The following is a 13,378-nucleotide window of genomic DNA, read 5'->3' as shown; positions in this document are numbered from 1 at the left end:
TCAGGCTGCGCCGACCAGCCAGTACCGGACCGCCATAAACAGCGCCAGCGCCAGGGTCGAAGACACCCACATCAGTCGAATCGTTCGGGAAATATCGTCTACGGAAATATCGCGCGTCGCGTCGCCGATCCACGGCTTCTCCACGCGCTGGCCAAAGTAATCGTTAGGGCCGCCAAGCCGGATGCCGAGCGCCCCGGCGACCGCCGCTTCCGACCAGCCGCAGTTCGGGCTGCTGTGGTTGTAGCGGTCGCGCCAGCCGATGCGCAACGCGCGGCCGCCCGCTTCACCGCAGAGGAGAGCGGCGAGGCTGATAAGCAGCCAGCTCAGGCGGGCGGGGATAAAGTTGGCGACATCATCGAGGCGGGCGCTGACCATGCCGATGGCACGATATTTTTCGTGCTTATAGCCAACCATCGAGTCCAGGGTGTTGACCGCTTTATAGGCCATCGCCAGCGGCGCGCCGCCCAGCAGCAAAAAGAAGAGCGGCGCGATAATGCCGTCGACGGTGTTCTCCGCGACGGTTTCCACCACCGCGCGATTAATCTGCTGCGGCGCAAGCTGCGACGTGTCTCGCCCGACGATCCACGACAGTTTGATACGGCTCTCCACCTGATCGCCCGCGCGCAGCGGACGCTCGACATCCCGCGCCGACTGCGCCAGACAGCGTCCGGCCAGCACGGTGAAAATCATCCATACTTCAACGAGCCAGCCAAGCCACGGATGGATCGCCTGCGCCAGGGTCAGCACGCCCCAGGAGACGCCCCACGTCAGCCCGACCACCACCAGCCACATCATCGCGCCGCCGAGGCGCAGGGCCGCATCGCTGTGACAGCAGCGACGCACGCCGCGCTGAACGACGGCGATCAGGTTGCCAATCCAGCGCACCGGGTGCGGCCAGCTCTGCGGATCGCCGATGAAAAAATCAAGGAGCCAGGCAACGCCCCAGGCCAGCAGCGTCATAGCGCGCTCCTTGCCGCAGCCAGCCAGTGGTTAAGCATCATGGGACGCTGCGCAAAGTGCAGGTGCAGATAACTGGCGAACGTGTTGCCCACCTGCCAGCCGCCCGACCACTGCTGGAGGGTGATGCCGTCGCGGACTTTGCGGCAGGCCAGGACCGCAGGGGACTCGGGGGTAAAATCCGAGTAGTGAAACTCGTGCCCGCGCAGGATTTCGCCGGGCGCCGCCAGCAGCGTTTGCCGCATCGCCCGCGCCTCACAGTAGCCAAAGCGGGTGAGCCGTTTGCCCATCTTGCTGTGACCGGGAATAAGGTTGGCCATCGGATAGATGTCGCCGCTGGCGTCTTCAAGAGTGCTGCCGAGATACATCAGGCCGCCGCATTCGGCGTAAATCGCCACCCCGCGCCGGTGCGCCTCCTGCAGCTGCGCCAGCATCCGCGTGTTCGCCGCCAGCGCGGCGGCATGAATTTCCGGATAGCCGCCGCCGAGCCAAATCATCTGGCACGGTGGAAGCTCGCTATCGCGCAGCGGGCTGAAGCGCACGATATTCACCCCGCAACGTTCGAGCAGCGTGAGGTTATCCGGGTAGTAAAAGTTGAAGGCTTCGTCGTCGGCCAGCGCCAGCGTCAGGCCCGCGCCGGCGTCGGGCGACGGCAGCGGGGACCACTCCCCGGCGGGTAGGGTAATGAGTTGGCTAAGGGCAAGGAGCCGTTCAATATCCAGCGTTTGCGCCAGCGTGTGGGCAAAATCGCGCCACGGCTGCTGGTTAACCAGCGACTCGCGGGCGGTAACCAGTCCCAGATGGCGTTCCGGTAACGCCACCCCTTCCACCCGCGGCACGTAGCCGAGCACCGGCAGCCCGCAGTAGCGTTCAATGGCGCCTTTGAGAAGTTGATAATGGGTGTCACTGTTGACGCGATTGACGATAACGCCGGCGATATTCAGGCTGGGGTCGAAGTGCTGAAATCCCATCACCGTGGCGGCGATGGAGGTGGAAACCGCTTTACCGTCTACCAGTAAAATGACCGGACAGCCGAGCTGTTTGGCCATCGCGGCGGTACTGCAGTAGCCGGGGTCGGCGCCGAAACCGTCATACAGCCCCATGACGCCTTCAATGACCGCGATATCCGCCCGCTGCATCCGTTCGCAAAACAGCGCGTTAAGCACTGGCTCCGGGAGCATAAAGCCATCGAGGTTGCAGGAAGCGACGCCGCTGACGGCGGTGTGCCAGCCGGTGTCGAGGTAGTCCGGGCCGACTTTGTACGGCTGCACCCGCATGCCGCGCTGCTTCAACAGGCTGAGCAGACCAAGCGTAACGGTGGTTTTACCACAACCGCTGCCGGTACCTGCGAGAATAAATGCGTGCTGCCTGGCTGCCATACCCCGATCCTGTGCCGGGTGGTAGGGCTGCGTGCATTCCCAGTCTTTCGACTGTACGCATCTGAGCAACCCACTTCCCACCGAAGTTGTTGATTATTACCGGCAGGCAGGTCTTCTGGCTTAGCGTCGTCCTCCCCCATCCTTCCCAATCCGGTAAGCAGATCAGTGGCTAAATATGGGTTCGTCAGCATCACAGCAGCGGGGGCTGCGGGGGATTCACACCCCCTTCCCTGGCGCCTGTCGGTTTAGTCCGTCGTGATTCGAGCGGGACTGCCCGGCTCGAATGCTTTCAGGAACATCTTACGGAAGCTGGATGGCTCCCGTCGTGTTTAATCTTTAATTGCAAAGGCTGCTTCATTACGCCGATAGCGCTCTGAAAAGCATTTCAGTTGTCACTCTATCCCATCAAATAAATAAAAACTGGTGCAGCTTATCGTTCTCTCATTATTATTTTGTTGCGCTATGACAATTTATTGCTCTGAATGAGATATTTTCATTTTATAATGAGCCAGATACGAGGGCATATCAAAAATCGGCAATAACAAAATATTGTCATTTAAATTGACTCAGTTTGTGATCTGGCGTTAATTTGCTGGCGATAGGCCTGCGGAGTGACCTGATAAGCTTGGCGAAAAACTTTGCAAAAATAGCTGGTTTGCGAAAATCCTAAATTCCGCGCAATGCTGGCGATGCTCCAGTCGCTGTGGCAAAGCAGCTCTTTGGCGCTCACCATCCGCTGATGGTTAACCCACGCGTTAAAACCGATTCCCTGATATTTTTTGAACAGCTTACTGAAATAGTAGGGACTGAGATAAACGTGGGCGGCGACGTCTTCCAGGCGAAGCTCGTCGGATAAATGGGCGTCAATGTAGCGCAGTGCCTTCTTCATTTTACTGTCGTGGGGGCTGACCGCCCGGCTGGCGCGCGCGGGTTCAGGCGGCAGGGGATTGTCTTTAATCACCACAAAATTAAGCTGCTTTTTCAGGCAATTCTCGACGATCAGCTTCAGTAAATCCGCGGAGGCAATCACTCTGGAGTAGTCCATCTCCGGCACGTCGCGGAACGCTTTAAGCAGCTCGGGGTCAGCCTGCCAGCGGTCGTCAACGTTGAGGATATCCACCAGTTCAACGTCGTTGCTTAAGCGCACCTGGCCACAAAGCACGAAGCCCACAAGGTGCCCGGCGATAACCAGCGGAATGGAAAAATCGGTTAACCCGGCGTGGCAGCGGTAGATACAGAGCGCATCGGTTTTCGAGGCCTCGAGGCCGCCGCAGCGGTCGCTCATTCGGCAGCGGGTGCTGTGCTGGGGATGCTGGCGCATCAGCTGGCAGAAAGGAGTGAAATTAAACAGTTCGGATAGTTCATCACCGTGAATATTGACAACCACAACCGCCAGACTGGTGGCCTGCGCAAAATCCTGTGCGATTTTATTAATGAGTTCTGAGTTCAGTGTGCTCGCAGAAATCATGATAAAACCTCTCAGTTAATTTTTTGTTATAAATAAAACATTTTTTTAATATTCACTGCCTTTCATCATCATTTACCGCCAACGATAAAAGAATATTACGATAGCAAAAGTCTCCCATCCGTGGGAGACGTTTTTGGCCAGTTCGTGATACCGGTTCATGAAATTTTTTAGCTATTTCAGCCGATACATTAATCCTCTAATTTACAGGTATTACACGGTAAGTTATTCCCTATCAGATAACGATAGATCGCCGCGCCGAGGCAGGCGCCGATCAGCGGCGCAATAATCGGTACAATAAAATACGGAATATCCCTTCCGCCGGTCATCGCGATATCGCCCCAGCCCGCCATCCACGTAAACAGCTTCGGTCCAAAATCACGTGCCGGATTCATCGCGAAGCCGGTCAGCGGCCCGGTTGAGGCGCCAATGACCGCCACCAGCAGACCGATCAACAGCGGGGCCAGCGGCCCTTTCGGCACGCCGTTGCCATCGTCGGTCAGCGCCATGATCATCCCCATCAGCATGGAGGTGATTACCACCTCGACCAGCGCCGCGTGCCAGATGCTCAGCGACGCCGCCGGGTAGGTGCTGAAAATACTCGCCAACTGCAGGCTCTCCACACTGCCGCGAGCAATATGGTGGGCGGATTCAAACTCGGTAAACATAGTGCTGTACAACACATAGGCCAGCACCGCGCCGCCAAAGGCGCCCGCGACCTGTGAAACGATATAGGGGAAAACTTTTCGTCCGGGAAAGCAGGCAAATAGCCATAAAGCCACGGTCACCGCCGGGTTGAGATGGCCGCCGGATATTCCCGACGTCAGATAGACGGCAAGCGAGATCCCCAGCCCCCAGATAATGCATATCTCCCATAGCCCGAGGCTCGCGCCCGCCACTTTCAACGCACTCAGGCAGCCGATGCCGAAAAACAAAAACAGCCCGGTGCCCAGAAACTCGGCGGTACATTGCGCTTTTAACGAATCATTCATGGTGACACCTTCTTAGCAGAGTTCGTGTCCTGACCAGCCAACCTCCTGCTGGCAGTAGAGTACAACGAGCATCACTATATGAACTCCGCTCCACAAATTGTTGGCAACCTGCCGACGGCGGCTCCGGAAAATTCGGGCATCAATAACAAATTATTGTCATGGAATAAGCCGGAAGAGCTACGCTGACGCGTGGATTCTGTAATTAACCTGTCCCTTTGGCATGCAAAAATATTGCTAAAACCAACTCCTCTTTTTCCAACAAACATCACAAATCAGTTTTTCTCGCATAGCAGATAAAATTAAATTCGTCATGGATAAATTTGTAAATATGGAATATACAAAACAAGATAATCACATAAGACAAAATAAAAATATATAATAAAATCATTGCATTAAATTTATAAATGACAATTTTATATTATTAAATACCCACTATTTTTTCACCATCAAATTCAAGTCAGCCATTCTTTTTCCTCGCATCTTCTTATAGTCCCAACTATCGGAACACTCCATGCGAGGTCTTTATGCAACAAGAAGCACTAGGAATGGTAGAAACCAAAGGCTTAACCGCAGCCATAGAGGCCGCTGATGCAATGGTGAAGTCAGCCAATGTGATGTTAGTGGGCTATGAAAAGATTGGCTCCGGGCTGGTCACCGTCATCGTGCGCGGCGACGTTGGCGCGGTGAAAGCGGCCACCGATGCCGGTGCCGCCGCCGCACGTAACGTGGGAGAAGTGAAAGCCGTACACGTCATCCCACGCCCTCACACCGATGTAGAAAAAATCTTACCGAAGGGAATTAGCCAATGAGCAGCAATGAGCTGGTTGAACAGATCATGGCTCAGGTGATTGCCCGTGTGGCAACGCCGGAACAGCAGGCCATCCCTACTGAAAACCATCCAATACGAGAGACGGCTATGGCAGAGAAAAGCTGCAGTTTAACGGAATTTGTCGGGACCGCCATTGGCGACACCCTGGGCCTGGTGATCGCCAACGTCGATACCGCCCTGCTGGACGCGATGAAGCTTGAAAAACGCTATCGCTCCATCGGCATTCTCGGTGCCCGCACCGGCGCAGGCCCGCACATTATGGCGGCGGACGAAGCGGTGAAAGCCACCAACACCGAAGTGGTCAGCATTGAGCTTCCGCGCGATACCAAAGGCGGCGCGGGCCACGGTTCGCTGATTATTTTAGGCGGCAACGACGTTTCCGACGTTAAGCGCGGTATCGAAGTCGCCCTGAAAGAGCTCGACCGCACCTTCGGCGATGTTTACGGCAACGAAGCCGGACATATCGAGCTGCAGTACACCGCTCGCGCCAGCTACGCCCTGGAAAAAGCGTTCGGCGCGCCGATTGGCCGCGCCTGCGGCATCATCGTCGGCGCGCCGGCTTCGGTTGGCGTACTGATGGCCGATACCGCGCTGAAGTCAGCCAACGTTGAAGTCGTGGCCTATAGCTCCCCGGCGCACGGCACCAGCTTCAGTAACGAAGCCATTCTGGTGATTTCCGGCGACTCCGGCGCGGTCCGCCAGGCGGTCATCTCGGCGCGCGAAATCGGCAAAACCGTCCTTGCGACCCTCGGTTCTGAACCGAAAAACGATCGCCCGTCCTACATCTGATACCCACGAGGCTGATTCATGAGATCGAAAAGATTTGAAGCACTGGCGAAACGCCCTGTGAATCAGGACGGCTTCGTTAAAGAGTGGATCGAAGAAGGCTTTATCGCAATGGAAAGCCCGAACGACCCGAAACCGTCGATTAAAATCTTTAACGGCGCGGTAACCGAGCTGGACGGGAAACCGGTAAGCGAATTTGACCTGATCGACCACTTCATCGCCCGCTACGGCATCAATCTGAACCGCGCTGAAGAAGTGATGGCGATGGATTCGGTCAAGCTGGCCAATATGCTGTGCGATCCGAACGTCAAACGCAGCGAAATCGTCCCGCTGACCACCGCGATGACGCCGGCGAAAATCGTCGAAGTGGTTTCGCATATGAACGTGGTCGAGATGATGATGGCGATGCAGAAAATGCGCGCTCGCCGCACCCCGTCCCAGCAGGCCCACGTCACCAACGTCAAAGATAACCCGGTACAAATTGCCGCCGACGCCGCCGAAGGCGCATGGCGCGGATTTGACGAACAAGAAACCACGGTTGCGGTAGCGCGCTATGCGCCGTTTAACGCCATCGCGCTGCTGGTGGGCTCGCAGGTAGGCCGTCCGGGCGTGCTGACTCAGTGCTCGCTGGAAGAAGCCACCGAGCTGAAGCTCGGCATGCTGGGCCATACCTGCTACGCCGAAACCATCTCCGTCTACGGCACCGAGCCGGTCTTTACCGACGGCGACGACACCCCGTGGTCGAAGGGCTTCCTGGCCTCGTCCTACGCCTCTCGCGGCCTGAAAATGCGCTTCACCTCCGGCTCCGGCTCGGAAGTGCAGATGGGCTACGCCGAAGGCAAATCCATGCTTTATCTGGAAGCGCGCTGCATCTACATCACCAAAGCCGCCGGCGTTCAGGGGCTGCAAAACGGCTCGGTGAGCTGCATCGGCGTACCGTCTGCGGTGCCGTCAGGCATTCGTGCGGTGCTGGCGGAAAACCTGATCTGCTCGTCGCTGGATCTGGAATGCGCCTCCAGTAACGACCAGACCTTTACCCACTCCGATATGCGTCGCACCGCGCGCCTGCTGATGCAGTTCCTGCCGGGAACCGACTTCATCTCTTCCGGTTACTCCGCGGTGCCGAACTACGACAACATGTTCGCCGGCTCCAACGAAGATGCCGAAGACTTTGACGACTACAACGTTATCCAGCGCGACCTGAAGGTGGACGGCGGTCTGCGTCCGGTTCGTGAAGAGGACGTCATCGCCATCCGTAACAAAGCCGCCCGCGCGCTGCAGGCCGTGTTTGCCGGAATGGGGCTGCCGCCGATTACTGATGAGGAAGTTGAAGCCGCGACCTACGCCCACGGTTCGAAAGATATGCCGGAGCGTAACATCGTCGAAGACATCAAGTTCGCCCAGGAAATCATCAATCAAAACCGCAACGGTCTGGAAGTAGTGAAAGCGCTGGCGCAGGGCGGGTTTACCGACGTGGCCCAGGACATGCTCAACATCCAGAAGGCCAAGCTGACCGGGGACTACCTGCATACCTCCGCGATTATCGTCGGCGACGGACAGGTGCTATCAGCCGTCAACGACGTTAACGATTATGCCGGTCCGGCAACGGGTTATCGCCTGCAGGGCGAACGCTGGGAAGAGATTAAAAACATTCCTGGCGCTCTTGATCCCAACGAGATTGATTAAGGGGTGAGAAATGGAAATTAATGAAAAATTGCTGCGCCAGATAATTGAAGACGTGCTTAGCGAAATGAAGGGCAGCGATAAACCGGTCTCGTTTAATGCGCCGGCTGCCTCCGCAGCGCCTGCCGGCGACGGCTTCCTGACCGAAGTGGGCGAAGCGCGTCAGGGAACCCAGCAGGACGAAGTGATTATCGCCGTCGGCCCGGCTTTCGGCCTGGCGCAGACCGTCAATATCGTTGGCATCCCGCATAAGAGCATTCTGCGCGAAGTGATTGCCGGTATTGAAGAAGAAGGCATTAAAGCGCGCGTGATTCGCTGCTTTAAATCCTCCGACGTGGCCTTCGTCGCCGTTGAGGGCAATCGCCTGAGCGGCTCCGGCATCTCTATCGGCATCCAGTCGAAAGGCACCACGGTTATCCACCAGCAGGGGCTGCCGCCGCTCTCCAACCTGGAGCTGTTCCCACAGGCGCCGCTGCTGACCCTGGACACCTATCGTCAGATTGGTAAGAACGCCGCCCGCTATGCGAAACGCGAATCGCCGCAGCCGGTCCCGACACTGAATGATCAGATGGCGCGGCCAAAGTACCAGGCGAAATCGGCCATTTTGCACATTAAAGAGACCAAGTACGTGGTGACGGGTAAAAACCCGCAGGAACTGCGCGTGGCGCTTTGATAAAGGATAACTCCATGAATACCGACGCAATTGAATCGATGGTCCGCGACGTATTGAGCCGCATGAATAGCCTGCAGGGCGAGGCGCCTGCGGCGGCTCCGGCGGCTGGCGGCGCGCCCCGTAGCGCCAGGGTCAGCGACTATCCGCTGGCGAACAAGCACCCGGAATGGGTGAAAACCGCCACCAATAAAACGCTGGACGACTTTACGCTGGAAAACGTGCTGAGCAACAAAGTCACCGCCCAGGATATGCGTATCACCCCGGAAACCCTGCGCTTACAGGCGTCTATCGCCAAAGACGCGGGCCGCGACCGGCTGGCGATGAACTTCGAACGCGCCGCCGAGCTGACCGCGGTACCGGACGATCGCATTCTTGAAATCTACAACGCCCTCCGCCCCTATCGCTCGACGAAAGAGGAGCTGCTGGCGATCGCCGACGATCTCGAAAGCCGCTATCAGGCGAAGATTTGCGCCGCTTTCGTTCGCGAAGCGGCCACGCTGTACGTCGAGCGTAAGAAACTTAAAGGCGACGATTAACTTTAGGGGTAAACAATGCGATATATAGCTGGCATTGATATCGGCAACTCATCAACGGAAGTCGCCCTGGCGACTCTGGATGCGGCCGGCGCGCTGACGATTACACATAGCGCGCTAGCGGAAACCACCGGGATCAAAGGCACGTTGCGTAACGTGTTCGGCATTCAGGAGGCCCTCGCTCTCGTTGCAAAGCGCGCGGGGATCAATGTCAGCGATATTTCGCTCATCCGCATTAACGAAGCCACGCCGGTGATTGGCGATGTGGCGATGGAAACCATTACCGAAACCATCATCACCGAATCGACCATGATCGGTCATAACCCGAAAACGCCCGGCGGCGTGGGGCTTGGCGTTGGCATCACTATTACGCCGCAGGAGCTGTTAACCCGCCCGGCGGACGCCCCCTATGTCCTGGTGGTGTCATCGACCTTCGATTTTGCCGATATCGCGAACGTTATCAACGCCTCCCTGCGCGCCGGGTATCAGATTACCGGCGTCATTTTGCAGCGCGACGACGGCGTGCTGGTCAGCAACCGGCTGGAAAAACCGCTGCCAATCGTTGACGAAGTGCTGTACATCGACCGCATTCCGCTGGGGATGCTGGCGGCGATTGAAGTCGCCGTTCCGGGGAAGGTTATCGAAACCCTCTCCAACCCTTACGGCATCGCTACCGTATTCAACCTCAACCCGGAGGAGACGAAAAACATCGTCCCGATGGCCCGCGCGCTGATTGGCAACCGTTCCGCCGTGGTGGTCAAAACGCCATCCGGCGATGTCAAAGCGCGGGCGATCCCCGCCGGTAACCTGGCGCTGCTGGCCCAGGGGCGCAGCGTGCGCGTAGATGTCGCCACCGGCGCCGAGGCCATCATGAAAGCGGTCGACGGCTGCGGCAGGCTCGATAACGTCACCGGCGAGGCTGGCACCAATATCGGCGGCATGCTGGAACACGTGCGCCAGACCATGGCCGAGCTGACCAACAAGCCGAGTAGCGAAATATTCATCCAGGACCTGCTGGCCGTTGATACCTCGGTACCGGTGAGCGTCACCGGCGGTCTGGCCGGGGAGTTCTCGCTGGAGCAGGCCGTCGGCATCGCTTCGATGGTGAAATCGGATCGCCTGCAGATGGCGATGATCGCCCGCGAGATCGAGCAGAAGCTTAATATCGACGTGCAGATCGGCGGCGCCGAGGCCGAAGCCGCCATCCTGGGCGCGCTGACCACGCCGGGCACCACCCGACCGCTGGCGATCCTCGACCTCGGCGCAGGCTCCACCGATGCCTCCATCATCAACCCTAAAGGCGAAATCATCGCCACCCACCTCGCCGGAGCAGGCGATATGGTGACGATGATCATTGCCCGCGAGCTGGGGCTGGAAGACCGCTATCTGGCGGAAGAGATCAAGAAATACCCGCTGGCTAAGGTCGAAAGCCTGTTCCATTTGCGCCACGAGGACGGCAGCGTGCAGTTCTTCTCCACGCCGCTGCCTCCCGCTGTATTCGCTCGTGTCTGCGTGGTGAAACCGGAGGAACTGGTGCCGCTACCCGGCGACTTAGCACTGGAAAAAGTACGCGCCATTCGCCGCAGCGCCAAAGAGCGGGTCTTTGTCACCAACGCCCTGCGCGCGCTGCGTCAGGTCAGCCCGACCGGCAACATTCGCGATATTCCGTTCGTGGTGTTGGTCGGCGGCTCGTCGCTGGATTTCGAAGTCCCGCAGCTGGTCACCGATGCGCTGGCGCACTACCGCCTGGTTGCCGGGCGGGGAAATATTCGCGGCAGCGAAGGCCCGAGAAACGCGGTGGCCACCGGGCTGATTCTCTCCTGGCATAAGGAGTTTGCGCATGGACAGTAAGCACAGCGCCCCGGCCATCGTCATTACCGCCATCGACGGCTGCGACGGCCTGTGGCGCGAAGTGTTGCTGGGCATTGAAGAGGAAGGCATCCCTTTCCTGCTCCAGCATCAGCCGGCCGGAGAGGTCGTGGACAGCGCCTGGCAGGCGGCGCGCAGTTCGCCGCTGCTGGTGGGCATCGCCTGCGACCGCCATACGCTGGTCGTGCACTACAAGAATTTACCCGCATCGGCGCCGCTTTTTACGCTGATGCATCATCAGGACAGTCAGGCCTATCGCAACACCGGTAATAACGCGGCACGGCTGGTCAAAGGGGTCCCTTTCCGGGACCTGAATCGCTAAGCAACAGGAGAACAGCAGGATGAATAACGCACTGGGACTGGTTGAAACAAAAGGGTTGGTGGGCGCTATTGAAGCCGCCGACGCCATGGTGAAATCCGCCAACGTGCAGCTGGTTGGCTACGAAAAAATTGGCTCTGGTCTGGTGACCGTGATGGTTCGCGGCGACGTCGGCGCGGTCAAAGCGGCGGTGGACGCGGGCAGCGCGGCGGCAAGCGTAGTGGGTGAAGTGAAATCCTGCCACGTGATCCCGCGTCCGCACAGCGACGTTGAGGCCATTTTACCGAAATCAGCCTGATTGATGGCGAATAAGGAGCACCGCGTGAAGCAATCACTGGGATTACTTGAAGTTTGTGGTCTGGCACTGGCTATTAGCTGCGCCGATATCATGGCGAAATCCGCTTCTATCACGCTGGTCGCCCTCGAAAAGACCAATGGTTCAGGCTGGACGGTGATTAAAATTACCGGTGATGTGGCCTCCGTGCAGGCGGCTATCACCACCGGTGCGCAGTTTGCCGAACAGCGAAATGGCCTGGTGGCCCACAAAGTCATCGCCAGGCCAGGAGAAGGGATCCTGCGCACGCAGACGCCCCCTCTCTCCGTCATGCAACCTGAGCCTGAAGCGTCAGAGACGGCAGATAGGGTTTCCGAAGCGCTCCCGCAGGAACAGGGTCTGGTTAGCTGCAACCTGTGTCTGGACCCGAAATGTCCGCGCCAGAAGGGCGAGCCGCGCTCGCTTTGCATTCACCCCGGCAAGCGAGGTGAGGCGTAATGGATAAACAGCTTCTGGAATCAACGGTCAGTAAAGTTCTCGACGAGATGCGGCTACGGCCCATCCCGCTGGGGGTTTCAAATCGTCATATCCACCTGTCCGCGGCGGATTACGAACGCCTGTTCCCCGGCCATCCCATCAGCGAGAAAAAAGCGCTGCTGCAGCCGGGACAGTATGCCGCGGAGCAAACCGTCACCCTGGTGGGGCCGAAGGGGCAACTGAAAAATGTACGCCTGCTCGGCCCGCTGCGCTCGGTAAGCCAGGTGGAAATCTCACGTACCGATGCCAGAACCCTGGGCGTTGCGGCGCCGCTGAGAATGTCCGGCAACCTCAAGGGCACGCCGGGCATCCGCCTGGTCAGCCCTTTTGGCGAGCTGGAGCTGGCGTCAGGGGTTATCGTCGCGCAGCGGCATATTCATATGTCGCCGCTCGATGCGCTGATCCTGCGGGTCGCCCACGGCGACAGAGTTTCGGTGGCCATTGAAGGCGACGAGCGCGGGCTGATCTTCAACAACGTGGCGGTTCGCGTTTCGCCGGACATGCGCCTCGAAATGCATATTGATACCGATGAGGCTAACGCCGCCGGGGCCGATAGCCCGCAGGTCTTTGCCCGGCTGGTAGGCCCGCGATGAACACTGAACTTCTGCAGCGCATTGTGGAGACGATCGTCTCCCGGCTGCAGCGGCGTGCCGAAAGCACGGCGACGCTGAGCGTTGCGCAACTGCGTGATGCCGACTGCCGGAGTCTGTTCTGCCAGCACGCGTCGCTGCGCATCCTGCTCGTCGACCTGCCGCTGCTGAACCAGTTGGCGGAGGCGGACACCGACGATGCCGCCGCCCGCAACATTCACGATGCGCTGGCTTTCGGCATCCGCGTGCAGCTCACCCTGCACGGCCAGCTGCTGCCGGTTATCCCGGTTAAAAAACTGGCTCGCCTGCCGCTGACCTTTGCCGACGAACGCGGGCTGCCGCTGGTTTTACACGCCGGTTCGGTGCTCAGCTATCGCGACGTCGCGCCGCTAGGTCACGGGCGTCTGGTTATTCAGCGCAAATGCCTCGTGACCGCCCTGGCGCGCGACGCGGCGCGCGCGCGGAATATTCAATTAATTAAGCAGGAGTAAA

The 13,378-nt window shown here is 58.4% G+C and carries 15 protein-coding genes and 1 riboswitch; of the genes, 11 read left to right on the top strand and 4 right to left on the bottom strand.

Annotation, left to right across the window (positions count from 1 at the left end; genetic code table 11):
* The 4 genes from cbiB to pduF form a co-directional block, all read right to left on the bottom strand.
* On the bottom strand, nucleotides 1-960 hold the full coding sequence (cbiB, locus tag EGY08_RS20775; protein WP_004124488.1) for an adenosylcobinamide-phosphate synthase CbiB: 960 nt from the start codon (nucleotides 958-960) through the stop codon (nucleotides 1-3).
* Nucleotides 957-2,336 carry a cobyrinate a,c-diamide synthase gene (locus EGY08_RS20770; protein WP_004124491.1) on the bottom strand — a complete coding sequence of 460 codons (1,380 nt, stop codon included), beginning with the start codon at nucleotides 2,334-2,336 and terminating at the stop codon, nucleotides 957-959. Before EGY08_RS20770 ends, cbiB begins: the two co-directional genes overlap by 4 nt.
* An 87-nt stretch (nucleotides 2,337-2,423) precedes the next feature.
* Nucleotides 2,424-2,625, bottom strand: a riboswitch (cobalamin riboswitch).
* A 267-nt stretch (nucleotides 2,626-2,892) separates the two neighbouring features.
* Nucleotides 2,893-3,804, bottom strand: a complete 912-nt coding sequence (gene pocR, locus EGY08_RS20765) for a transcriptional regulator PocR (RefSeq protein WP_123828860.1) — start codon at nucleotides 3,802-3,804, stop codon at nucleotides 2,893-2,895.
* A 188-nt stretch (nucleotides 3,805-3,992) separates the two neighbouring features.
* Nucleotides 3,993-4,793 (bottom strand): propanediol diffusion facilitator PduF, encoded by an 801-nt coding sequence (pduF, locus tag EGY08_RS20760; RefSeq protein WP_004105118.1) that lies wholly within the window; start codon nucleotides 4,791-4,793, stop codon nucleotides 3,993-3,995.
* Between the two features lie 524 nt (nucleotides 4,794-5,317).
* Between pduF and pduA the strand changes: the two genes are divergently transcribed.
* From pduA to pduM, 11 genes are read left to right on the top strand one after another with little or no spacing between them, the layout of a single operon-like run.
* Nucleotides 5,318-5,602 (top strand): propanediol utilization microcompartment protein PduA, encoded by a 285-nt coding sequence (gene pduA / locus EGY08_RS20755; RefSeq protein WP_001183618.1) that lies wholly within the window; start codon nucleotides 5,318-5,320, stop codon nucleotides 5,600-5,602.
* Entirely contained in the window at nucleotides 5,599-6,411 is an 813-nt protein-coding gene (gene pduB / locus EGY08_RS20750; protein WP_004124503.1) for a propanediol utilization microcompartment protein PduB, read from the top strand. Before pduA ends, pduB begins: the two co-directional genes overlap by 4 nt.
* Before the next feature lie 18 nt (nucleotides 6,412-6,429).
* Complete coding sequence (gene pduC, locus EGY08_RS20745) at nucleotides 6,430-8,094, top strand: propanediol dehydratase large subunit PduC (RefSeq protein ID WP_123828859.1); 1,665 nt, start codon at nucleotides 6,430-6,432, stop codon at nucleotides 8,092-8,094.
* A 10-nt stretch (nucleotides 8,095-8,104) separates the two neighbouring features.
* The gene (gene pduD, locus EGY08_RS20740) at nucleotides 8,105-8,764 is read left to right on the top strand and encodes a propanediol dehydratase medium subunit PduD (protein ID WP_004124509.1); all 660 of its coding nucleotides are present in this window, start codon (nucleotides 8,105-8,107) and stop codon (nucleotides 8,762-8,764) included.
* 14 nt (nucleotides 8,765-8,778) lie between these two features.
* Nucleotides 8,779-9,300 (top strand): propanediol dehydratase small subunit PduE, encoded by a 522-nt coding sequence (pduE, locus tag EGY08_RS20735; RefSeq protein WP_004124517.1) that lies wholly within the window; start codon nucleotides 8,779-8,781, stop codon nucleotides 9,298-9,300.
* 15 nt (nucleotides 9,301-9,315) lie between these two features.
* Complete coding sequence (gene pduG, locus EGY08_RS20730) at nucleotides 9,316-11,148, top strand: propanediol dehydratase reactivase alpha subunit PduG (protein ID WP_004124520.1); 1,833 nt, start codon at nucleotides 9,316-9,318, stop codon at nucleotides 11,146-11,148.
* Nucleotides 11,138-11,488: a propanediol dehydratase reactivase beta subunit PduH gene (gene pduH / locus EGY08_RS20725; RefSeq protein WP_004124522.1), complete on the top strand. Its 351-nt coding sequence runs from the start codon at nucleotides 11,138-11,140 to the stop codon at nucleotides 11,486-11,488. Before pduG ends, pduH begins: the two co-directional genes overlap by 11 nt.
* A gap of 19 nt (nucleotides 11,489-11,507) precedes the next feature.
* Entirely contained in the window at nucleotides 11,508-11,783 is a 276-nt protein-coding gene (gene pduJ / locus EGY08_RS20720; protein WP_001057755.1) for a propanediol utilization microcompartment protein PduJ, read from the top strand.
* 3 nt (nucleotides 11,784-11,786) lie between these two features.
* The gene (locus EGY08_RS20715) at nucleotides 11,787-12,257 is read left to right on the top strand and encodes a BMC domain-containing protein (protein WP_087829907.1); all 471 of its coding nucleotides are present in this window, start codon (nucleotides 11,787-11,789) and stop codon (nucleotides 12,255-12,257) included.
* Nucleotides 12,257-12,889 (top strand): phosphate propanoyltransferase, encoded by a 633-nt coding sequence (locus tag EGY08_RS20710; RefSeq protein WP_004124527.1) that lies wholly within the window; start codon nucleotides 12,257-12,259, stop codon nucleotides 12,887-12,889. Before EGY08_RS20715 ends, EGY08_RS20710 begins: the two co-directional genes overlap by 1 nt.
* Nucleotides 12,886-13,377 carry a microcompartment protein PduM gene (pduM, locus tag EGY08_RS20705; protein WP_004124528.1) on the top strand — a complete coding sequence of 164 codons (492 nt, stop codon included), beginning with the start codon at nucleotides 12,886-12,888 and terminating at the stop codon, nucleotides 13,375-13,377. The genes EGY08_RS20710 and pduM overlap by 4 nt, the downstream gene beginning before the upstream one ends.
* The last annotated feature ends 1 nt before the right edge of the window (nucleotide 13,378 follow it).

The organism is Klebsiella sp. FDAARGOS_511, from assembly GCF_003812845.1.
Classification (GTDB): domain Bacteria; phylum Pseudomonadota; class Gammaproteobacteria; order Enterobacterales; family Enterobacteriaceae; genus Klebsiella; species Klebsiella grimontii.
This window is presented reverse-complemented; position numbering and strand designations above follow the sequence as displayed.

What these genes read in the sequence shown, in the direction of transcription:
- pduA (WP_001183618.1), top strand. Translation starts at nt 5,318, where the DNA reads ATGCAACAAGAAGCACTAGGAATGGTAGAAACCAAAGGCTTAACCGCA.
- pduF (WP_004105118.1), bottom strand. Translation starts at nt 4,793, where the DNA reads ATGAATGATTCGTTAAAAGCGCAATGTACCGCCGAGTTTCTGGGCACC.
- pduH (WP_004124522.1), top strand. Translation starts at nt 11,138, where the DNA reads ATGGACAGTAAGCACAGCGCCCCGGCCATCGTCATTACCGCCATCGAC.
- cbiB (WP_004124488.1), bottom strand. Translation starts at nt 960, where the DNA reads ATGACGCTGCTGGCCTGGGGCGTTGCCTGGCTCCTTGATTTTTTCATC.
- pduE (WP_004124517.1), top strand. Translation starts at nt 8,779, where the DNA reads ATGAATACCGACGCAATTGAATCGATGGTCCGCGACGTATTGAGCCGC.
- EGY08_RS20770 (WP_004124491.1), bottom strand. Translation starts at nt 2,336, where the DNA reads ATGGCAGCCAGGCAGCACGCATTTATTCTCGCAGGTACCGGCAGCGGT.
- pduG (WP_004124520.1), top strand. Translation starts at nt 9,316, where the DNA reads ATGCGATATATAGCTGGCATTGATATCGGCAACTCATCAACGGAAGTC.
- pduD (WP_004124509.1), top strand. Translation starts at nt 8,105, where the DNA reads ATGGAAATTAATGAAAAATTGCTGCGCCAGATAATTGAAGACGTGCTT.
- pduJ (WP_001057755.1), top strand. Translation starts at nt 11,508, where the DNA reads ATGAATAACGCACTGGGACTGGTTGAAACAAAAGGGTTGGTGGGCGCT.
- pduC (WP_123828859.1), top strand. Translation starts at nt 6,430, where the DNA reads ATGAGATCGAAAAGATTTGAAGCACTGGCGAAACGCCCTGTGAATCAG.
- EGY08_RS20710 (WP_004124527.1), top strand. Translation starts at nt 12,257, where the DNA reads ATGGATAAACAGCTTCTGGAATCAACGGTCAGTAAAGTTCTCGACGAG.
- pduB (WP_004124503.1), top strand. Translation starts at nt 5,599, where the DNA reads ATGAGCAGCAATGAGCTGGTTGAACAGATCATGGCTCAGGTGATTGCC.
- EGY08_RS20715 (WP_087829907.1), top strand. Translation starts at nt 11,787, where the DNA reads ATGGCGAATAAGGAGCACCGCGTGAAGCAATCACTGGGATTACTTGAA.
- pduM (WP_004124528.1), top strand. Translation starts at nt 12,886, where the DNA reads ATGAACACTGAACTTCTGCAGCGCATTGTGGAGACGATCGTCTCCCGG.
- pocR (WP_123828860.1), bottom strand. Translation starts at nt 3,804, where the DNA reads ATGATTTCTGCGAGCACACTGAACTCAGAACTCATTAATAAAATCGCA.